Origin of the sequence: Microcystis sp. M20BS1, assembly GCF_020245305.1 — a bacterium.
In the GTDB taxonomy this organism is placed as follows: Bacteria; Cyanobacteriota; Cyanobacteriia; order Cyanobacteriales; family Microcystaceae; genus Microcystis; species Microcystis ichthyoblabe_A.
On sequence record NZ_JADBUZ010000060.1, the window covers coordinates 1 to 21,315 of the forward strand.

18 protein-coding genes are annotated in these 21,315 nt (G+C 42.7%); 8 read left to right on the forward strand and 10 right to left on the reverse strand.

The genetic code is table 11. The features are described 5' to 3' along the window. Positions 1-567: 567 nt before the first annotated feature. The 4 genes from IM507_RS05930 to IM507_RS05945 all read left to right on the forward strand — a co-directional run bounded on the left by IM507_RS05930 (position 568) and on the right by IM507_RS05945 (position 5,762). The gene (locus IM507_RS05930; protein WP_130758018.1) at positions 568-1,239 is read left to right on the forward strand and encodes a hypothetical protein; all 672 of its coding nucleotides are present in this window, start codon (positions 568-570) and stop codon (positions 1,237-1,239) included. Positions 1,240-1,328: 89 nt separating this feature from the next. Further along, positions 1,329-2,972 carry a vanadium-dependent haloperoxidase gene (locus tag IM507_RS05935; RefSeq protein ID WP_069474859.1) on the forward strand — a complete coding sequence of 548 codons (1,644 nt, stop codon included), beginning with the start codon at positions 1,329-1,331 and terminating at the stop codon, positions 2,970-2,972. 157 nt (positions 2,973-3,129) lie between these two features. After that, positions 3,130-5,115: a DNA sulfur modification protein DndD gene (dndD, locus tag IM507_RS05940; protein ID WP_287636766.1), complete on the forward strand. Its 1,986-nt coding sequence runs from the start codon at positions 3,130-3,132 to the stop codon at positions 5,113-5,115. A 236-nt stretch (positions 5,116-5,351) separates the two neighbouring features. Next, a complete protein-coding gene (locus IM507_RS05945) occupies positions 5,352-5,762 on the forward strand; it encodes a salt stress protein, Slr1339 family (protein ID WP_002739611.1) in 411 nt (136 codons plus the stop codon). A 6-nt stretch (positions 5,763-5,768) separates the two neighbouring features. Here IM507_RS05945 and IM507_RS05950 read toward each other — a convergent pair whose 3' ends face one another. From IM507_RS05950 to IM507_RS05960, 3 genes are all read right to left on the reverse strand, one after another. Continuing rightward, positions 5,769-6,998, reverse strand: a complete 1,230-nt coding sequence (locus IM507_RS05950; protein WP_002739545.1) for a hypothetical protein — start codon at positions 6,996-6,998, stop codon at positions 5,769-5,771. 170 nt (positions 6,999-7,168) lie between these two features. Continuing rightward, the gene (menD, locus tag IM507_RS05955) at positions 7,169-8,878 is read right to left on the reverse strand and encodes a 2-succinyl-5-enolpyruvyl-6-hydroxy-3-cyclohexene-1-carboxylic-acid synthase (protein WP_069474861.1); all 1,710 of its coding nucleotides are present in this window, start codon (positions 8,876-8,878) and stop codon (positions 7,169-7,171) included. A gap of 173 nt (positions 8,879-9,051) precedes the next feature. Continuing rightward, positions 9,052-10,392, reverse strand: coding sequence for an ArnT family glycosyltransferase (locus IM507_RS05960; RefSeq protein WP_002739507.1), 1,341 nt, complete (start codon positions 10,390-10,392; stop codon positions 9,052-9,054). Positions 10,393-10,479: 87 nt separating this feature from the next. Here IM507_RS05960 and IM507_RS05965 point away from each other — a divergent pair, with 87 nt between their 5' ends. The 3 genes from IM507_RS05965 to IM507_RS05975 all read left to right on the forward strand — a co-directional run bounded on the left by IM507_RS05965 (position 10,480) and on the right by IM507_RS05975 (position 13,325). Next, complete coding sequence (locus tag IM507_RS05965; protein WP_002739566.1) at positions 10,480-11,475, forward strand: formylglycine-generating enzyme family protein; 996 nt, start codon at positions 10,480-10,482, stop codon at positions 11,473-11,475. Between the two features lie 77 nt (positions 11,476-11,552). After that, positions 11,553-12,815: a glycosyltransferase gene (locus tag IM507_RS05970; RefSeq protein ID WP_287636768.1), complete on the forward strand. Its 1,263-nt coding sequence runs from the start codon at positions 11,553-11,555 to the stop codon at positions 12,813-12,815. Positions 12,816-12,902: 87 nt separating this feature from the next. Then, positions 12,903-13,325, forward strand: coding sequence for a M67 family metallopeptidase (locus IM507_RS05975; RefSeq protein WP_002740058.1), 423 nt, complete (start codon positions 12,903-12,905; stop codon positions 13,323-13,325). Here IM507_RS05975 and IM507_RS05980 read toward each other — a convergent pair. From IM507_RS05980 to IM507_RS05990, 3 genes are all read right to left on the reverse strand, one after another. Next, on the reverse strand, positions 13,304-13,867 hold the full coding sequence (locus IM507_RS05980) for a DUF4334 domain-containing protein (RefSeq protein ID WP_002775745.1): 564 nt from the start codon (positions 13,865-13,867) through the stop codon (positions 13,304-13,306). The genes IM507_RS05975 and IM507_RS05980 overlap by 22 nt on opposite strands. A gap of 120 nt (positions 13,868-13,987) precedes the next feature. Continuing rightward, positions 13,988-14,389, reverse strand: a complete 402-nt coding sequence (locus IM507_RS05985) for a phage integrase SAM-like domain-containing protein (protein WP_123231344.1) — start codon at positions 14,387-14,389, stop codon at positions 13,988-13,990. 140 nt (positions 14,390-14,529) lie between these two features. Beyond that, positions 14,530-15,348, reverse strand: a complete 819-nt coding sequence (locus IM507_RS05990) for a hypothetical protein (protein ID WP_042791117.1) — start codon at positions 15,346-15,348, stop codon at positions 14,530-14,532. 371 nt (positions 15,349-15,719) lie between these two features. On the opposite strand from IM507_RS05990, the gene IM507_RS05995 reads away from it, so the two are divergent. Then, positions 15,720-16,883, forward strand: a complete 1,164-nt coding sequence (locus tag IM507_RS05995) for a cysteine desulfurase family protein (RefSeq protein WP_123231345.1) — start codon at positions 15,720-15,722, stop codon at positions 16,881-16,883. 62 nt (positions 16,884-16,945) lie between these two features. Here IM507_RS05995 and IM507_RS06000 read toward each other — a convergent pair whose 3' ends face one another. From IM507_RS06000 to IM507_RS06015, 4 genes are all read right to left on the reverse strand, one after another. Further along, positions 16,946-18,418 carry an NADH-quinone oxidoreductase subunit M gene (locus tag IM507_RS06000; RefSeq protein WP_012268041.1) on the reverse strand — a complete coding sequence of 491 codons (1,473 nt, stop codon included), beginning with the start codon at positions 18,416-18,418 and terminating at the stop codon, positions 16,946-16,948. A gap of 244 nt (positions 18,419-18,662) precedes the next feature. Further along, the gene (locus IM507_RS06005) at positions 18,663-20,006 is read right to left on the reverse strand and encodes a 2-succinylbenzoate--CoA ligase (protein ID WP_287636770.1); all 1,344 of its coding nucleotides are present in this window, start codon (positions 20,004-20,006) and stop codon (positions 18,663-18,665) included. Further along, positions 19,982-20,947 carry an o-succinylbenzoate synthase gene (locus IM507_RS06010; protein ID WP_287636771.1) on the reverse strand — a complete coding sequence of 322 codons (966 nt, stop codon included), beginning with the start codon at positions 20,945-20,947 and terminating at the stop codon, positions 19,982-19,984. The genes IM507_RS06005 and IM507_RS06010 overlap by 25 nt, the downstream gene beginning before the upstream one ends. Before the next feature lie 190 nt (positions 20,948-21,137). Next, the coding region (locus tag IM507_RS06015) for a bluetail domain-containing putative surface protein (protein WP_287636773.1) at positions 21,138-21,315 on the reverse strand (178 nt) is incomplete at its 5' end.

Genomic DNA, 21,315 nt, shown 5'->3' on the forward strand with positions numbered 1-21,315 from the left:
AAACTATCAATAACTCATGCTTGTAAAGTTTGTACACTAAGGCTTTGAGTTTTTGTTAGATTGATATTTATCAACTTTAGAGCCTTGCTGTGCAGAGAGGGAGCTTGAGGAATTTTCTACAGTGTAAGTTCGGAAGAACCAAAGTAATCTACTGAGGAGTCATCAAAAAAAGGGAAAATGGGCAGCCCAAGGATTATTTCTGTCGAAAACTTATCCAGCCAGTTTTGTCCATCGGAGCTTACTTGAGCCAGCAATTCTCATTTTAAGGTTTCATGACATTAAAACCCTTGCACCTAGAGGGGTTAATAATTCTTAACGAATCTCTAGATCGCTGAAACAACGCAAAATCCTTTCAAAATGAGAATCGCTGTACTTGAGCTTTTTTTAAGCTTTGCCTCCCCCTACAGTACGATGCAATCTTTTAAAAAAACTTAACTTGACGCTGGGCATAAATGCGCTTAGACTGAGCAGAAAAGTTAGTCATCTGTCTTTGGGAGTAGCCCCGCTAATGCTTCCGCAAAAGTTCTGCTGCTAATCAACTGATATAGTACAAATTCAAAGCCCAAAATGATCAAAAAATTAACGGTTTCTACCATCGCTTTACTAGGGGCATTTGTCGCTACCTCCCCAGCGCAAGCGGCTTTAGTTCAAAACGTATCTCTTTTAGACTTGGTTAATAGCGGCACCGTTGCTGGTTCCACGGGAACCCTAACTAGAACGGCGACGGGAATTGCCAGTACCGTGTCCACTAGCAATTTATCCCCTGGGGCTGCCTATACCATGTGGTGGGTTATCTTCAATAACCCTGAGTTTTGCGTCGGGGGTTGTGGTGAAGACGACTTCTCCAATCCTACCGTCAATGCTTCGGCATTTTTTGCCGATGGAGAAGTAATTGGTTTAAATGGACTGGGTAATTTCTCTGCTCAAGTCGGTATCGGTCAACTGCCTAATCCTAATCAAGTGTTGTTTGGTAATGGGTTATTCAATCCCTTGACAGCAGAAGTGTGGAACGTAGTTCGCGACCATGGACCGGCTAGTAGCGACCCTCTACTGCTAAACGCACAGTTAACCACCTTTAATGGTGGCTGTACCCTTACCCCAGGGGATGGTCTTTTCCCCTGTCGTGATGAGCAGTTAGCGGTTTTTTCAACCCCTGTTCCTGAACCTTCCGTTTCTGTGGGGTTAGTTGTCTTGGGAACCCTGGGAATTTTATGGAGAGTCCAAAGACCCAAAAACTAAGCTGGCCTGAATTGAAATTATCTGAGGGATAATCCTTCTCTTGGTCTGTTTTTCCCCGCTTTCCGCCCATTTATTCCCATTTGCCGGTTATGTACAAAAAAATACTGTCTTTAACCCTTTTCCCTTTAGGGATTGCTTCCACTGCCTTGCTGCCAGTATCATCTGCTCAAGCGGTCACGGTGGCTAGTGGTTGGATTGGTGCAGCCACTCAAGGTGTTAGAAATCAACCCCAGGGACCAACGGTAGCTTCTCGGCTCTATGGCATCCTTAGCACTGCTATGTACGATGCTTGGTCAGCCTACGAAGCTACTCCCATTAGTACCGTTCTGGGAGATACTTTACAACGTCCTACGAGCGAAAATACTCAAGCCAATAAACAGGAAGCGATTAGTTTTGCCGCCTATCGGGTGTTAACGGAACTGCTACCCACACAAACGGCTAATTTGACTGCTCGGATGAATAGTCTCGGTTACGACCCCAACAATACCAGCACCGATACCACCACGGCAGCGGGAATCGGTAACACCATCGCCGCCACGCTGATGAATGCCCGTCGTAATGACGGTTCTAACCAGTTAAACGGTTACGTTGATACCATCGGTTACAGCACCCCCAACACTCCCACTCAAGTGGTCAATATCGAACTCTGGACTCCAGAGAGTGTTCCCATCGATTCTGGTTCAGCACTACAAAACTATCTCACCCCCCATTGGGGAACGGTGCAATCCTTCTCTTTAACCGATAATGCTCAATACCGTCCCCCCGAAATCATCCGTTTTCTGTTAGATCCCAACGCTTCGGCGGATTTACAGGCGGGAACGATCACCAGGGCTAATGGTACAGTGGTTCCTATTAGTGCTGCTTTAGTGGGAGTAGATATCAATCCCGCTTTCATCCAGCAGGCGGTTGATGTAGTGGAATTCAGCGCCAATCTCACAGACGAACAGAAACTAATCGCCGAATTTTGGGAAGATGGCCCTGGAACCCCTTTCCCTCCGGGTACATGGATGGAGTTCGGGCAAGATATCTCGCAGCGGGATAATAATACTCTTGACGAAGATGTGCAGTTATTCTTCGCCCTCGGTAATGCGGTTATGGACGCGGGGATTGCCACCTGGGAAGCGAAACTATCCTATAATTCTGCCCGTCCCGTGCGCGTGATTCGCGAGTTAGGTCGCTTGGGTTTAATCGGGACTGACAGTAACGGCGATGGAGTCTTTGAAATTAACGCTTGGGGCGGCCCCGGTTTAGGCACAATCACTATTCCCGCTACCCAATTTCTCACCTACCAGAATCCCTTTGGAGCGCCTTCGCCACCCTTTGCCGAATATACCTCTGGCCATAGTGCCTTTAGTGCCGCTGGGGCGGAAATCCTGCGTCTTTTCACTGGTAGTGATGTTTTTGGTGGTTCTGTCACCTTTGCCCCCGGTACTTCAGCTTTTGAACCGGGCATCACTCCGGGTAGTTCGGTAACTCTCTTTTGGGATACTTTCTCAGAAGCGGCGGATGAAGCCGGTATTTCCCGTCGCTATGGCGGTATTCACTTCCTCGACGGCGATATTCAAGGCAGAATTTTAGGTCGCAGGGTGGGGGGCAGTGTTTGGAACCGCTCTCAATTCTTTATCAACGGTGGCGTTACTACTCCAGAAGCGGATAATGTTCTCGCCCTCTTGACCCTAGGCGGTATTTTCTCCCTAACACGCCTGATAAAAGCAAAATTAAATAAAAATTAGACCTTTTGCTAAATCTCCTAGAGACGTTGCCCCCAACGTCTCTATTTTACTTTCTCCCTAACTGCCCATCCCACAAGCCGAAAATAGGAAGATTAGCTCCGATCGCTTGTTATACTTGTCTAGGATAGAAATTACCGCTCCTCACCCCTGACTGTTAATGATTTTTACTGAATTAGTTTTGCAAAATTTCGGACCCTACGCCGGTCGTCAAGTGATTAATTTACGTCCTGAAAAAGATAACAATCCCTGTCCGATTATCCTTTTGGGAGGCATGAATGGCGGCGGCAAAACTACTTTAATGGATGCGATTCGTTTGGCTTTGTATGGTGCGCGGGCAAAGTGTTCTACTCGCAATAATTTAAGTTATGCCGAGTTTCTCAGTCAAGCAGTTAATAATCAAGCTTCCCTCATCGATCAGGCTAGAATTGAACTGGCTTTTGAACATCTGGTTAATGAACAATGGCGACAATATCGTATCGTTAGATACTGGACAAAACAGCCTAAAGATGGTAAGGATACCCTCGGTATTTTAGATGAAGATTGGCCCGATCCTGCCTTAGCTAATACTTGGGATGAATATATTGAAACTTTATTACCTTTGGGTATTTCTAACCTGTTTTTATTTGATGGGGAACAGGTAAAAGAATTGGCAGAACAGGATGTACCTCCTGACAGCGTTAAGGATTCGATGCAGACTTTATTAGGGTTAGAATTAGCGGAAAGATTAGCCGTTGATCTCGATATTTTAGCTAGTCGTAAGCGCCGGTTATTAGCAGCAGAAAATGAACTAGCAACTATTGAAGCTATTGAGAAAAAATTAGCCCAGTACCAAGAAGATTTAGAATTGGCTAGGCAAGAGATGGAAACTCAACAAAAAAATTTAGATTTGGTTAGAAATGATTTTGATGCAGTCTCGGATAAATTTCGCATTGATGGCGGAAAAATTGCCGCCGAAAGAAGTCAATTAGAGAGCAGAAAAAAGGAGGTAGATAAAAAGTTAGATGAACAGAGAGAATATTTAGGTCAATTGGCGGGGGAATTATTACCATTAAAGTTAATTTTTCCTCTCCTAGAAGCTGCTAAAATTCAGGGAGAAAAAGAGCTAAAATTTCAATCTGCTCAAGTCGCTCAATCGGTTTTAGAATCTAGAGATAAAAAGTTACTTGCTTATTTAAAACAACTAAGTTTAACTTTAGAACAATTAGATAATATTAGGGAGTTTTTAGAGCAAGAAAATAAGTTTTTAGCTGAGGATAACGATTCTTTGGTTACTTCTTACTTAGATTTAGACGAGGAGGCGATCGAGTTATTAAATCGAGTCTTAACCCATCAATTACCGGCACAAATTAACCTCGCTCATCAAGCAATAGAACAATTAAAAAATCTGGAAGCTGACTTAGATAATTTAGAGCGAGAATTAGCAGTAGCAGCCTCTCCCGAAGAATACGAAACCCTGAGTAATAACTTAAAAACTGCTCAAAAAAAGTATCTAAATGCTCAAGGGGAATACGAGCAAAGCCACAAAAATTATGAGGAAATCAAAAAGAAAATTGAGAAAACTAAAAAAGAATTATTTGCCTATAGTGAGAAAGCTTTAGAATCGCAAAGTAACGAACATATCGTTAATGCTATTGTCAAAGCACAGCAAACTTTAAAAGTATTTAAAGAACGCTTAACTTTAAAAAAATTAAATAGATTAGAGGGAGAAGTGGCGGAATGTTTTCGTTATTTATTGCATAAGTCCGATCTAGTTCAGAAAATAGCGATCGATGCTGATACTTTTGGTCTATCTCTCTTTGGTCCCGATGGACAAAATGTTCCTAAACACCGTCTTTCTGCCGGAGAAAAACAACTATTAGCGATCGCTTTTTTGTGGGGATTAGCGCGAGTTTCCGGACGAGATTTACCCATCGCTATCGATACACCCCTGGGACGTTTAGATTCTTCCCATCGCCATAATTTAGTTGAACGTTACTTTCCCGCTGCTTCCTCTCAAGTCATCCTCCTTTCTACCGATACAGAAATTGGACAAAATGAGCTACTCTTATTAGAAGAACAGGAAGTAATCGCCAGAAAATACCTGCTAGAATACAATTCCCAACAACGTCAAACCACTATTCACCCCGACCGCTACTTTTGGTAAAATTATGACTGAGATAAATTCCCCAAAAATCCTCCCCCGATTAACTTGAGACATCGGGTATTACTTTCGATTTTATCAGTCAATCCAAGCTTTTGGGGGGATCAGCACCCCCCTTATCAAGGGGAGATTAAGGGGGGTGCCATATTCAATTTAATTATAACTAGCTACTTAGTTATTAAGGCAGAGGCAATCAGAGCAATTATCTTTTTAACTTTTTACTTTCTAACTTGACCATTATGGGAGAAATAGAAGATTTACTGGCACAAATGAAGGCAGAATACCAGAAACGGGATCGGGAAAAACCGATGCCGTCCTCTTCTTCTCGCCAAGAAAAAGAGCGTTTCCCAGCCGAATTTAAGGTTAATTATGCCGGCGATTCTTCTACCGATGCGCTTTTAAAAGCTTTAGCCTTAGAAAACCAAGAAAGGGAACAACAGGAGGCAGCGGAAAAAGAAAAAGCGTCGGCATTAAAACAGCAGCGCAAGCGAGAAGCTTTAACTAGAAAGGCAAAGCAATGGTTAGATAAATTGGATGCCAAATCGGAGGAAGGACGCTGGTTTGAGGAGTTTTCCTATAGCTACGATTCTCCTTTAGAAGCGGCGATTACCTATCTAGAAGCTTTGGGAGAAGTGGATATTTCTAAATGATCAGGTCTAATTTAAAGTTGTGGGTAAATTGGCCGCATCAAAAACTCGATTATGCCACCAAATATTATCACCAGCTATAATATTTGTGCCGTAACGAGGGACGATACCATAAACAGTGCCGGGGTCATAATCCAAAGCTTCACTGATGAGATTGTAGAGACGTTGTAGATCAAAACCCCGGGGGTCACAATGGGGATATTTTCCTTGATTAATCAGAAAACTATCGACGGCAAAATGGCTGACAATTTGCGGTAGTTGTCCCGTTTGTAAGGCTGCGAGGAGATAATATTTCGCCGTTTGCTGGTATTGAAAATCGCTGTAACCGGGGAGGGTTTGCAAGCGTCCTTTGGTCAAACAGTGGGATCCTGGCGCTTGTACCAGTTCAATGTTAACGCTGGAGATAACCCGACGATTTCTTTCGGCAAAAACCAGCTGCAAGCGATCGCAACTAGGGTGAGATAGCTGCTGACAAATCGCTTCTGTTGCCCATAATGCGGTAGTTTTTGCCCCATCAAAGTAATTTGTGGGATATTCTTTGACTAAACGCCTAAAGACGGCTTCTGAAGGCGTATTTAACCAAATTCTCGCTCTTTTTTCTAACTCAGAGGCCGATCGCGTACTCAAGGGAACACCCTCTAAAGCAATTGCAAAACCCTTGACGCGGATAGTTTCTGGGGTAAGTTGCCACAGTTGACGCACTAATTGATCTCTGGTGTCTGCGGGCAGCATTTCGGCTGCTTGTTCATAAAAAGTGGCTGTGGGACGGTGACGTTCAAAAAAAGGCCGGGCGATCGAGTCTAAAATATCTCTATCCCTAGAATTCCGTTTGCGGGGGATGTAAACATTAGGACCCAATTTCATCGGACCGCGAGCATATTTTTTCTGTTCTTCGATGTTACCCGCAGTCATACTCCAAGCTGTGTCGTGGAGAATAAACAAAGGGGTGCGATCGATGGTTAAGAGGGTTTCTGGCGGGGTAATTTGCAAAAATTCGGCGATTTTCTGCTTTTCTAACTCATCTAGGCTCTTACCGGCCAAATTCTCCCCCACCGTGGAGGGATTTAAAGTATCTATGGTGGCAGTGGAGAGACTAGAGGTATTCAGTTTTAAAATCAGTAGGGACAAGACTAAACTAATCACCAAAGAAGTCACTCCCCATCGCCATTGCTCCGGGGGAAAGATAGAATATCTGGGGGGAGAAAATTGTCTTGATTTTTGCCGTCTTTGTCGATTCATCGGACCTTTTTAACGCGCTTTCCACCCATTGTATTCACTTTCTCGAAAAAGGGAATTAATACTAAATCCGTTGAGTATATGCTACCTATCAGGATAGGCAATAGGCACTCTTGCAATAGGCAGCTTTATTCTCCCCACTTCCCCACACCCCACACCCCACACCCTACACCCTACACATAATTACTGAGGAACCATTGGGTATTAAAAGCTCGATCGCAGGATATTTCTAGTAATCTTATGCCTGATTCCGGTAAAACTGCGATTTTTTGCTTAAAATCAGTCCAATCACTGATTAAATGGTAATCAATACCGTAGGTGTGACAGAGTTGGCAAAAGTCAATATTTTGGGGAGTGGCAAAAAATTCTTCAAAGGGAGGGTCAAATTTGGCGATCGGCAACATCTGGAAAATGCCTCCCCCCTTGTTATTGATTAAAATTATGGTCAAGGAGCCAACAAAATATTTTTTGATTAAAAAACCATTTGTGTCGTGTAATAGGGCTAAATCTCCCGTTAATAGCAGACTGGGGACATTTTTATAAGCCATTCCTATTGCAGTGGAGAGGTTGCCGTCGATGCCATTGGCCCCGCGATTAAAATAGGGACGAATTTGGCGATCGCTAGGCGGGTTAAAAAATTCGGCATAGCGAACAGGCATACTATTAGAGATAAAGATCGGGGTGCGGGGGGGGAGGTATTGGGAGAGCAGCCAGGGGATTTTTCCTTCAATCAGTTTAGTTTCTGCTGCCAAAAGGCGATCAATTTTAAATCTAGCTTGCTGGTCGAATTTTTGCCATAATTCTCGATATTCTCGGTTATTATCGGGTTTTTCTGGGAATAGATGCCCTAATTGCTCGATATTTCCCCTGAGATGTCCGGTTTTTCCCTGTAGAGGATCGTAATTATCGGGATGGGGATCGATAATCCAGCGCGGACAGTCGATTTCTTCTAACCAGATCCGTAATTCTTTGCTGGTGGGTAATTCCCCAATTTGCAGGACAACATCGGGGGTTAATTGGGTTTTAATGGCAGCATTCCGCAATAATAAATCATAGGTAGTGATCAGATGGGGATTTAACCCTGCATAGTTTCGCAGAGGAGATAAAGCTTCTGCTAAGACGGGATATTGTTGCGATCGGGCTAAATTAGCGATCGCCTGACAGTAACTTTCAGGGTTTTGCGGGGAAGCTAATCCCGCGATGATAATTCCTTTGGAGGGTAAAGAAGGAATTTCGAGAATTGAGTGGTTAATGGGGATATTTTGCCGAGATATATGGCTAAAAAAAGCCTCTTGGTCAAAATTAGCCTCTAAATTGTTAATTTCTAGATCGGGAGTTGGTGCGAGGGGATCCCGAAATGGTAAGTTCAGATGCACCACTCCGGGGACAGGATCGAGACAGCGCAACCACCCATGGATGATAGTTTGACGGAGATAGCGTAAACGCTCGATATTGGCACTAGGACAGCTAATTTCCGCTTGCCAGTTGGGATAATTACCGTAGAGTTTGACTTGATCGATAGTCTGACCGGCATGAGCATGACGCAATTCTGGGGGGCGATCGGCGGTTAGAATTAATAAAGGGACATGACTTTCTTTTGCTTCAATGACTGCGGGATAAAAATTAGCCGTGGCAGTGCCGGAAGTGCAGACTAAAACCACCGGTTGATATAATTGTTTGGCTAATCCCAGGGCAAAAAAAGCGGCCGAGCGCTCGTCTAAAATGGGAATAGCTTCAATCTGAGGATGTCTTGCCAAGGCTACCGTTAAAGGAGTCGATCGCGATCCGGGAGAAACCACCCCTATCTTCAATCCCAAACGGGCCAATGTTTCGACTAAAATAGAACCCCAAAGTGTATTAAGATTGCGAAAATCGATCGACATTTATCAGTTCAGTGCAAAGGTTAGGGGACAATCGGTTAAAGAGTCTATTAATAAATTTAACACTGGCCGGAACTGGCCAAGAATAAGTTATTCCTGAGTCAGGGATCCTAGTTAAGTTTACTCTCGATTCCCGGGCCAATTTATCCCTTTTCGGGTTCCTTTCTTGCTAAGTTTTAACCAGAAAACTTATAGGTTAACACCACATTGATATTAGCTGCCAGCAGGGCCAAGAAGAGCAGAAAAGTAAAGCGATCAATCCAGAATTTTTTAAAGAGACCAAAGATATCCTTGAGATAGAATACTCCCAGAATTGCTGCCGTACCGATCATAAAATAATAGCGACCGTAGGGAGAGGCTAAAATCCAGGCTGTTAGATTGAGATGAATCGACCAAACTCCCAGAAAGATAAAAATAATTGAGGCAGTTAATCCGTCCGTTTCTTGGCGAAAATCATCAAGAAAGATGCCTAGAATAATAAACATAAACGGATAAAAAGGAATCATATACCAAGTAAAGAAGTGACTTTGCGCTCCCGTGGCAACTAAAATTAAGGTGTAGAGGATTACTGGTAAAGCGAGTAATCTAACTTGAGGACTAGCGGGATTCTTTCGGAGAAAGGGTAAGAGGGTTAACCAGCTAAAAATTAGCCAACCATCCTCGAAAAATACCGTGGGAGTGGTTAGATATTTGACAAAGTTAAAGTCCTCGAAGCGCAGGGATTGTTCTTGAAATATCTTCCGAAAGAAATCGTAGTCATAGATAGCACCGTAGAGAAAATAGAGAGAGAAAAAGAAAGCACCGATCGCAGTCACATAAATGGCCTCTCGTCCTTGCTTTTCGTAAATCAAGAGGACAATTAATAATACTACTAAATAAATAGCAGTTACTTTGACTAAACAGGCTAAACCAGCTAAACAAGCGGCGATGTAGAGATATTTTTTCCGATGATTTTGATAGTATTGCCAATAAAGTAAGACAACCAATAAGCACAAAAAAATCATTAAATTTTCACTAATAGCTAACCGAGAGAGGAAAACTGTATTGGGATTGGTAGCATAAATTAAACTAGCGATTATAGCGATCGATAGATTACTCAACTTGAGAGCCAGTAAATAGACCAAAACTATCGCAGCAATACCTAAGAATAAAGAAGGAACTCTAATAATAGTTAAACTGCAATCAAAAAAAGTCTTTGCTCCTCCTAAAAGAGCAAATAAACCCACCAATAAACCAAATAAAGGAGGATGATCAAACCAGGGAGTCACCAAACGATAACGGATATTTTTCGCTTCCCAAACCACCGTAGGAAAATTATCCGTGGGACTCAACCATGACCAACTGGTGGGGATACCCGTTTGTAATAAACTCATGCCACTCCAAGCAAAAGCATATTCGTCAGCAGTCCAATTATCTGGAGGCAAAGAATCATAATTATAGATTCGCAAAAAAGCACCTAAGCAGGTGATAATTGCTGCAATCAACCAATGTTTATGGACAGTCAAAAAGCTGGGCATCGATTATTAAGGATAGGTGGCAGTGACTAAATAAGAGTCAGAATTTCATGGTATAATGGATGGGGTGATAATGACAGAAAAATCGGGATGATTAAAGTAAACAGACGTAAATTTGGCCAGTGGATCAGTCTGATCGGTGCAGGAGTCGGACTGGCAGCGATTCTAGATAGAAAAAATATTTTTTCCCCCTCCACCGCTACAGCAATCATACCCCCGCAACCCCCCCAAAATTCCTCTTTTCCCCCCCGACAAAGCTTTTCCTTTGAAACCGTCACTCTCGATCCTAGCGGTTTCGTGATCGAGCGCAATTCCCGCAGTGCCGAATACTACAGCGAAACCCTTGCGGGATTAGAGATGATTGCTATCCCTGCTGGCACTTTTATCATGGGGACACCGGACGGAGAAAAAGGAGACTTTACTGGTAGTGATAAACCCCAGCGCTTAGTCAAGGTGAACAGTTTCTACCTGAGTAAATACCCGATAACCCAAAAACAATGGCAAATTGTCGCTAATCTGCCCAAAATTAACCGCGATTTAAACCCCAATCCCTCCCACTTCCAAGGGGATAACTTACCCGTCGATAGCATCTCTTGGTATGATGCGATCGAGTTTTGCGATCGACTTTCCAGGGCCACCGGCAGAAACTATCGGCTCCCAAGCGAGGCACAATGGGAATATGCTTGTCGTGCCGGCACTACCACACCCTTCTACTTTGGTGCCACCCTTACCAGTGAATTCGCTAACTACTATGCCATTAAATTTCCCTATGCAGTGGAAAGAGAGAGCGAATTTCGAGCTAAAACCACCCCTGTAGGCAGTTTTCCCCCAAATGCCTTCGGATTATACGATTTACATGGCAGTTTATACGAATGGTGTGCCGATCCTTGGCATCGCAACTATAAAAATGCTCCCAGCGATGACCAAGTATGGCCGGCCGATCCTAATAGCACCGGCAATCGTTATCGCATCCTGCGTGGAGGTGGTTGGGGGACAGAATTGAGGGAATGTCGCTCCGCTAGTCGAGGCCAATTTGGTCCGGATAATCGCTATAGTGTATTAGGATTCCGCATCGCCAGTAGTTAGCTCAAAATTCTGGTTTCAACAACTTTGCCGGTAAATTGTGCGTCTCTAAACCTGTTTTAGTCTGTGAGTGTAAGCGAGTGACCAACTCTCCACCCTATCCCTTTTTAACCACCCCCGTCGGCTCTTTGCAAATTCCTTTTTTAGAGCAAATTGAAGAAATTACCAGCAATAATAGTTATATTCTCAGAGATTCGCCGCAATTACTCAAATTATCTCTAGTTATTCCCACTTATAACGAGCGAGATAACGTTATTCCCCTAGTCGAGAATCTCAGTCAATTACTCGATCGAAAAATTCCCGATCAGTATGAACTAATTATCGTCGATGATGACAGTCCCGATCGCACTTGGGAATTAGCCAGCAAATTAACCCAGGATTACCCGCAACTGCGGGTGATGCGTCGTCAGGGAGAAAAAGGATTAGCGTCGGCAGTGGTGCGGGGTTGGCAAGGGTCAAGGGGTGAGATACTAGGAGTAATCGATGGAGATCTGCAACATCCCCCCGAAATTCTCTATAATCTCCTCGAAACTATCGAAAAAGGAGCCGATTTAGCTCTTGCTAGTCGTCACGTCGAAGGAGGAGGAGTGAGCGAGTGGAGTCTGCTGCGACGATTTCTCTCTCGCGGCGCTCAAATCCTTGGTTTAATTCTACTGCCAGAGGTGGTCGGTCGCGTCTCCGATCCCATGAGCGGTTACTTTATGGTCCGCCGTCAAGTGATCGCCGGTCCGATTCTCAATCCCACCGGTTACAAAATTTTACTAGAAGTCATCGGCAAAGGTCGCATCAAAACCATCGGAGAAGTGGGTTATGTCTTCCAAGAGCGGCTAGAGGGGGAAAGTAAGGTAACTTGGAAACAATGGCTAGAATATATCTTCCATCTGCTGCGTTTGCGCTCTCAAAAGCCATTAAGGTTTTTAGATGCAATTGTCAATCTACCTTTAGATAGATTTATTCGCTTCGGTTTAGTGGGATTAACCGGGGTTTTTGTCGATATGGCCTTTCTCTATCTTCTCAGTGATCCCGCCGCTTTGGGTTGGGGATTAACCCGCAGTAAAATCATCGCCGCTGAATTAGCAATTATTAATAATTTTATCTGGAATGATCGCTGGACTTTTGGCGATTTATCCGCTCGTCAACGGGGTTGGAATAAACGCTGGAAAAGATTTTTCAAGTTCAATTTGATCTGTTTAGCCGGTTTAATTTTAAACGTCTTGCTGCTCAACCTTCTCTTTAATGGTTTAGGAATCAATCGCTATCTAGCTAACTTCATCGCCATCGCTATCGTCACGGTTTGGAACTTTTGGGTTAATCTTAAACTCAGTTGGCGGGTGACAAAATAGCCAGCTAGAAGCAAAAAAATGGTGGGCCAAAATTGAGATGCGCTTACCCTGTTGTCCATAGTATTTGAGACCCGCTTACTTCATCCTATGATCCTGATTACAGAAAAAATTTACCAGTCTATTTTCACCCACGCAGAATCCACCTATCCCGAAGAATGTTGTGGGTTACTCCTAGGAAAAATTACCGAGACAGCAGCCGAAGTTATCAGCATACAAGCAACAGAAAATAACTGGTCAGGCAATAGAAAAAACCGCTTTAGTATTGCCCCAGAAGTGCTTTTACAAGCTCAAAAATCGGCCCGGGAAAACCAGCTAGAAATTATTGGTATCTATCATTCCCATCCCGATCATGCCGCCATTCCCTCGGAAATTGATCGCCAATTAGCCTGGTCAGGATATACTTATTTAATTGTCTCTGTAGTTTCAGGGCGAGCGATCGATTTACAAGCTTGGCAACTGGACGAGCGCGAACAATTTCAAATTCAACCTCAAGAATTAAAATGTTTTTGACATCGCTTGAGAACAAAAAAGAAAGGCTGGGGAAAGTTTTTAAAATCCATAATTCCCAGCACCGTATTATCATCTACTTTCCGAAAAGAGTCATTAATCGGCAAATAATCATAAATCATCGTGGCGCTAACTTTGTCCCGATATTCCATCATTCGCAGTCTAGCCTGACTTGTCTCTGTTTTTAGCAAGGAGTTGGTCAGCATCAGCAAAGGTTTCAGAGAATTATTTTTCAGTATCGGCAGCTTCAAAATCCAGTTCATGGCCGTGGGATTAGGTGCCACCTTAAAAATTTTTCCCTGACCATCTAAAAATAACAGGGGGTGGACATTCTCAGTATCGACAAATTCTTTACCATACCAATTAGATGCCTCTAATAAACCATCCATGGGGTGATTTGTCTCAAGTCCAGAACCTTGCCAAAGACCGAGCATAAAGTCTAAACTCACGGGTTCGAGAGCGTCAAACAATTCTAACGCTCTTTCGGTGGTCGTTTGACCAGCTTTAAGAATCGACTGGCAGCTTTCTAATTTTAATGTTTCCATTGTCTCGCTCTTATTGTGTCCTGACAATGATATTATAGCTGCCCAGCCAGAGGGTGGGGGATTGCCCCTCGGCTAAAATCACCAAACATCCCACATATCTTCACTCAATGGGTCATCGTATCACTCTAGGGTTTCCAGCCATTCACTCATTTCTTCCTTGATGGTTTCTTTAAGTTCTCGCAAATCATCTTTATCTATTAGGCCTTTTTCCAGTAAGAAAGTGTAGAACTTTTTCAGACTACCTGCGTTAGACTTGAGACTTGATTGACTGGCCCACAGGGCCTTTTTGATAAACCAATAACCCAAAAAGTCACCGACCATATCTACCCCGTCTTTAGCTTCTACTGCATCCTCATAGAGTAAATATTCGTTGATATAAAAATCTATATTTGAAATATGATTATTAATGGTTTTTTCCGACAAACCTGATGATTCTAGCCAACTCTCGAAATCCTTTAGTAATTCATGATTGACTTTTCTTATCTTTTGACAGTCAGCCTCATATTTCTGGGAATCATCCATCTCAAATTTCTCTCCTCTAAATCGCTGCTCGATGGTCAATAGGGTAATTAATCAAGTCTTTTTTTCCAAGCGTCTAAAGCCGCCATTTTCTCCTCAGGGTCAAGGTCGGCCAACCGCCGGAATCGCCTTTCTCTTTTCTGCTAAATAGCTTCAACGATGTTAGACTGAATTTGCTCAATGATGGCAGCCACATCTTCTTCTGTATCTCGAGGTTGGGTTAATTCCACATCCGTTGAGGAGAGGTACATTTGGGCCCAGTCTCGGTTTTCCAGTTCACACTGGTCAATCACCGAACTGGGGATGTTTTTCAGGGTGATGCTATCCCATTCAATGCCGATGAGATTGCTCTGCCGCTCAATTATCACAATTCTTCCTTGCCAACCACCGATGTCAGTCCCCAAATCTGGGTCAAGTACACCCTGTTTGACGATGACCGAGTCGCCGACTTTGAAGGCAAACTCTGACTCGGAAAATTCGGGCGACAAGCTGGAGGCAACCGAGAGATGATACTCGCTTCCTAGCTCTTTTAACTCAAAATCCACAATCATCCGCTTGTTTTCCGAGAAATAACGGTTTTTCCTAGCGATTAGCTCCTCGATTAGCCCTTGAATATCCGCCTTGAGCCTTTTATCTCCTTTAAGAAGGTCTTTATTAAAAACTCGGTCTATCATCTCTTGCCGCTTTGATTCGGGGGACAACGCCAGATTCCAAGCGATTATCCCTATGGTCAGCAGTGTTCGCATAGATCCCTTCGTTTCATTGGATTTGCGGTAAGGCTCGATAAAATCCTCCAGAACTTCCGACATTGTGACTTCCCCAGAAGGAGAGACGACAATTTCCTTGAAAGGCAAGGACTTTTCTCTTAATTTCTTCTCAAAGCTTTTCAAGGGTTTTTCGGATCCTTGGGACATTTTCTGCAGCCTGAGCAGTTCACTAAATGCCTTCGATTTTTTAGCCATGATTGAGCCAGAAAATATGTGTTATTAATCCTGTTGGGTTGCTGAACAACATTGGAATAGGGAAATTGTAACTGCTCTCAGGGAGCGATTGCGCTCTCATTATTAAATCTTAAAGTTCTGGTCTGAGTCGTCAGCTGTTGACTACTAAGCTAAGACGCATTTAAAGCACTTATTCTTAAGATTAGCCGAATCTCCCCCAATCCCTTTACTGTTGCCTCTTGCCTCTTGCCTCTTGCCTCGTCTCAACAAGCAATTTAAATGCTTAACAACTTATCCGATACCTTTTTGTTAACATAGATTAGCAATGCACTTTCAGAGATTCTCTTAAAACAGAGGATATCTCCTTCCCAAATCCCCCGCAAGGGAAAAATATGTCTCAAAAGCCGATTTATCTAGATTGCCACGCCACGACACCGATGGAGCCGCAGGTTCTGGCGGCGATGTTACCCTATTTTACCGAACACTTTGGTAATGCCAGTAGTATTAATCATGTCTATGGTTGGACAGCCGAGGCTGCGGTTAAACAGGCACGAGAAACAATCGCCGCTGCTATTAATAGTAGTCCCGAAGAAATTATTTTTACCAGTGGAGCAACAGAGGCCAATAACCTAGCTATCAAAGGGGTTGCCGAAGCTTATTTCGCCAAGGGAAGGCATATAGTTACGGTGATGACAGAACATCGCGCCGTTTTAGATCCCTGTCATTATCTGGAAAAATTGGGTTTTGAGGTGACAATTTTACCCGTCGGTGCTGATGGCCTAATTGACTTGGAACTACTAGAAAAATCTTTGCGTCCTGACACGATTTTGCTGTCAATTATGGCGGCTAATAACGAGATTGGGGTGATTCAACCTTTAGCGGCAATTGGGGCGATTTGTCGCCAGTATCAGGTACTTTTTCATACGGACGCGGCCCAAGCAATCGGCAAAATTCCCCTAGATGTGGAGGAAATGAATATAGATCTAATGTCCTTAACTGCCCACAAAGTCCACGGACCAAAGGGAATCGGTGCGCTGTACGTCCGGCGCCGAAACCCCCGAGTCCGTCTTGCCGCTCAAATTCAAGGGGGAGGTCAGGAAAAAGGACTGCGATCGGGTACAATATTTACACCGCAAATTGTCGGTTTTGCCAAGGCGGTAGAATTGGGCATCAAAGCGATAGAAGAAGATAACAGCTACTTAAATCAGTTAAAAGCCCGTTTATGGGAGATTATCAGTCAATTAGACAGAATTTATCTCAATGGTCATCCTAGCCAAAGATTAGCCGGAAATTTAAATATTAGTATTGAAGGGGTGGACGGTGCGGCGTTATTGTTAGGATTACAGCCAATAGTGGCGCTTTCCTCCGGTTCTGCCTGTTCTTCTAGCCATACCGCCCCCTCTCACGTTTTAACTGCCTTGGGTCGCCCCGAATCTCTCGCTTATGCTTCCCTGCGCTTCGGGTTGAGTCGTTTTAATACTTTAGAAGAAATTGAACTGGTGGGGGAACAGGTGGTTTTAACGGTTAATTCCCTCCGCAAAGCCAAAAATTTTTGACGTTTCGGCTCCTATCCACAAGTTAGTTTCGGTCTAGGTTTTAACAATTCCGAAAAAGGTTTCTACGATTGCCTTTGACTGATTGCCGTGCCGGTTAATAACACTGATGCTTGGTTTTCAGTCCAGTGAATCATCCAACTCGGTTGTAATCCCAAAACAATAATAAATAAAGCCAAAGCAATTTCGGGAAATCTTTCGGGCCAGGTACTGCGAGGAATGCGCGATAATTCAGGGGTTAAACGACCAAAGAAAACCCGATTAATCATCAGGAGAAAATACACTGCGGTTAAACCACTAGCAACCAAACATAAGAGCGTTTGTATCGGAAAAATCGGGAAACTGCCACGAAAGACCAAAAATTCGGCGATAAATCCCACCATTCCGGGGATGCCAGCGCTGGCCATAGCCGCTAAAATCATTAACATTCCCGTGATTGGTAAACCTCTTTCTGGATTTAATAAACCGCGTAGATAATCCACATCCCGGCTGCCGGTTTTTTTATACACTACTCCCACCAACAAAAATAACAAAGCGGAAATTAAACCGTGACTAATCATCTGCAAAATCGCCGCAGTGATGCTTAATCTGGTGGTGGCCGCCGCTGCTAGTAAAATATAGGCCATGTGGGAAATGGAAGAATAGGCGACTACTTTTTTCATATCCTTTTGGGCAATAGCGCAACTGGCCCCGTAGAGGGCGCTGATAGCTGCTATCGTTGCTAACCAAGGAGCGAGAGTTACCCAAGCATCGAGAAATAAACCGACTCCAAAGCGCAGCAGTCCATAGGTTCCTAATTTGAGTAATATTCCCGCTAAAAGCACAGAAACGGGGGTAGATGCTTCGACGTGGGCATCCGGTAGCCAAGTATGAAAGGGAAAAATCGGGATTTTGATGGCTAATCCAATCAGAAGGGGGATGAGGAGCAGTAATTGGGTTTTAACGTCTAAATTATTCGATAAAAGGGGGTTATAGGCGAAATTATCAGCACCAGTTAGCCAAACTAAGCCAAGGAAAGAGATTAGCACTAAAAAGCCTGAAATTGCCGTGTATAATAAGAATTTCATGCCTGCGTAACCGCGTCTTTGACCCCCCCAAATGGCAATGAGAAAGTAAAGCGGGACGATTTCTAATTCGTAAAATAGGAAAAATAGCAGTAAATCCTGCGCTAGAAAGGCTCCCGCTACTCCAGCATTGAGTAACAAGAGCAGGGAATAGTAAAATTTCGGTCGGTTAACCTCTGTACCACTAGCATAAAGAGCAATTATTGTCAAGATGCTGTTAAGAAAAAGTAATGAAAATGATAAGCCATCGACACCGAGGGCATAGTTGAAACCGAGGAAATTAATCCAAGGCAGGTTAACCGTGAACTGCATTTGCGGGTTACTAGGGTCAAATTGCCAGCCAAGGAGAATATTAAGCAGTAAGAGAACGACAGCAAGAGTTAGAGCTAATCCTCGCACTTTTTTCGCCTCTAGAGGCGTGTAGGCAATCAGTATCGCCCCTATAATCGGTAGCCAAATAAAAGCGTTGAGCATTCTTTACTTTAATGGGGATGATAAACTTAATATTATTGCCTAAGCGGTCAATCTTTAGCAAGATAGCTATCAACTTTTAACATTTATTAATAAAATGAGCCAGAGATTACCATTACCAGAAATTCGTCGAGAAAAAAACAGCGATTTTGCTGCCATATACCGAGTAAATTCCTTGGCTTTTGGCTGGTAAAATGACGCTAATTTAGGAACCCCTCATAACTCACCATTAAGATAACTGCTATAATTATCGTCTGGGGTTTGACTCGGTGTCAAAACAAGTTTCAGCTAATTTAATTAAATTGGTTTGATTAATCTTGCCTTGTGGACTTTTTGGTATCTCTGGTAATTTTATCCAATGTTTCGGCAGTTTATAATTGACTAATTTATCTTTAATCTGGGATTGAATAATTGTCTGGCATATCTGAGAATTAACGGGGACATAAAAAGCGACAATTACCTGTCCCCATCGAGAATCTGGCAATCCTAAAACCACCACATCTTTAACTAAATTAGTTTGTCTAATGGCAGTTTCTACCTCAAAAGGATAAACATTTTCTCCTCCGGTAATTATTTTTTGACTATCGCGACCAATGATATATAAATAACCACTTTCATCCAAATAACCTAAGTCATCGGTCTCGAAGTAGCTTGCTTGATTAAGATGGGGATAATAGCCTAAAAATAAAGATTTCGCTTCAATAATAATTTTCTGGTTATCGGGATTAATTTTTATCTGAGCATGGGGTAATAGCTGTCCACTACTATTATTTCCTTGTCGAAAATCTTCCGGTTTAAGGGTGACAATTTGTGAGGCAGTTTCCGTCATTCCATAGGTGGGAGACAGAGAAATATTATATTCTCTAGCTTTTTCTAGTAAAGATGGCCATGCAGGGGAACCTCCTAGTAAAACTGTTTTAAAATTGGCTAACCAACGAGGATCATTTTCTAGAAAGAATTGTAATTGAGTGGGTACTAAAGAGATAAAATAATCTTGAAGATTGAGATTATTTATGCGCTTTTGTTTGATTTTCTGGTAAGGAATAACAGCAAAATCTCCCCCTGTTAAAAAACTTCTGAGAAACTGCATTAAACCACTAACATGATATAAAGGCAGTAGGCAAAAAGAGTTAACCTGCTTGACTTGAAAATATTCAGAGAAACCTTTAACAGAAGCAGTTAAAGTTAACCAGTTATGGATAGCAAAGCGAATTTTTCCCGAGGTTCCCCCTGTGGGTATCATCAGAGAATTAGTCAAAGGATTGACAGAAGGAGAATTATAGTTAAAAACCTTGATATTTTCGCCAAAAATATAATCGGGTTGCACCAGAGAGAAAACCTGTTCCCATTCGTTAGTTTTCCAGTCGGGATTAGCTAGAAATAGGCAACTTTTGACCCTGACAGCAGCCAAGAATATAGCTAAGAATTTAAGGGGATTGCCTTCAGCAAGCAGTATAGTTAATCGAGGATTATCTGCGGCGATAAATTGCTGATAATAGGACTGATATAATTGATAAAATTTCTGGCTATTGTATCCATATAACCAATCTTTTTGACTGAGATATGCTAATTGTTTGCTGATGTCGTCCACAGTTTTTCTAACCAATCGGGGTCACTATTATTAAACCATTGTTGCACACCAAAACCTAAAGCTCGCTCCTTTTTGGGGTATTCTTGTGCTAGACGTAGAGCGGATTTTCTGCCGATATTAGTTTCTAAAACCGAGGAAAATACTAAATCTAAGGGATATTTTTCCCAGAGATTTCTTAACCCTTGTATTGAACCAGTAATAGCAGGTTTAATCACAAAAATTCCTCGCCATCTCCGTTGATAACATTCCTCTATTTGTCGAAGATTGGCCACCGATTCATCTAAAGCAATCCCTGTGGTAAAATCTTGACTTAATTGCCACATTTCCGCTAATTGAGACGGGGGTAAAGGTTGTTCGATAAATTCAATTATTTTAGATTCATCGGCAATTTTTAACCAGATTTTACTCTCAGCAATACTTAATCCTCCATTGGCATCTAAACGCAATTTAATTTCCTGGGGTAATCGGTCAATTAATTTTTCAAATAGTTTTAACTCTTGTGGGAGAGAATTGACCGCAATTTTCCATTTATAAGTATTAGTTTGATTGGTGGCTAGAATATCATCCAGACAGGGAAATACTGCCGCACCAGTGGGTAATAAATAACTATAATTTTTCGGTTCTAATTCTCTTGATTGATTCTCTATACTCAAATTTTCTAAAGCTGATTCAAAGGCAAATTGACAAGCGGGAAATTGTTCAGGAATAGAAAAAATTGAAGTTATTGATAGGGGATTTTCGAGACTTTTACAGAATAATATTGCTGCCGATAATGTTTCTGAACCAAATTCAGGTAAAGGAGCAATTTCTCCCCATCCTATACGTCCATCTTCCGCTTCTAAGCGAATAATAATTCCTTCCCTAATTTGCCATAGTCCGTGATGGGTTTGTAGGGGACGCAGCAAAGGACGCTGATAAACACGAAATTGCCAGAAATACATGATTAACTATAAGTAGTAGTGAAAAGCTTAACATGAGCAGGCGTTGGGTTTCATGCTTCAAACCAACCTACGTTCTTTATAGAGTTTGTCAGCGAAACGTTTTTTTGTTTTAAAGTCCAGAAAACGGGTTTCTAAATAGTTTCTTGAAGAAACCCGTTTTCTAGGTGACTTAGAAGGAGAGCTTAGAAACTTAGATAAAGAAATTACCCACTGGAATGCTACCTAAAGCTGGTAAAGTCCCAGTAAATCCAGTGATATTTATTAATAAATCATTGCTGGATTGGAAGCCAGCCGTGCTATCATTAATAACGAGGTAAGTTCCAGCTATTGCACCGGTTGTTACCTGCACTAAGGCGGCACTATTAACC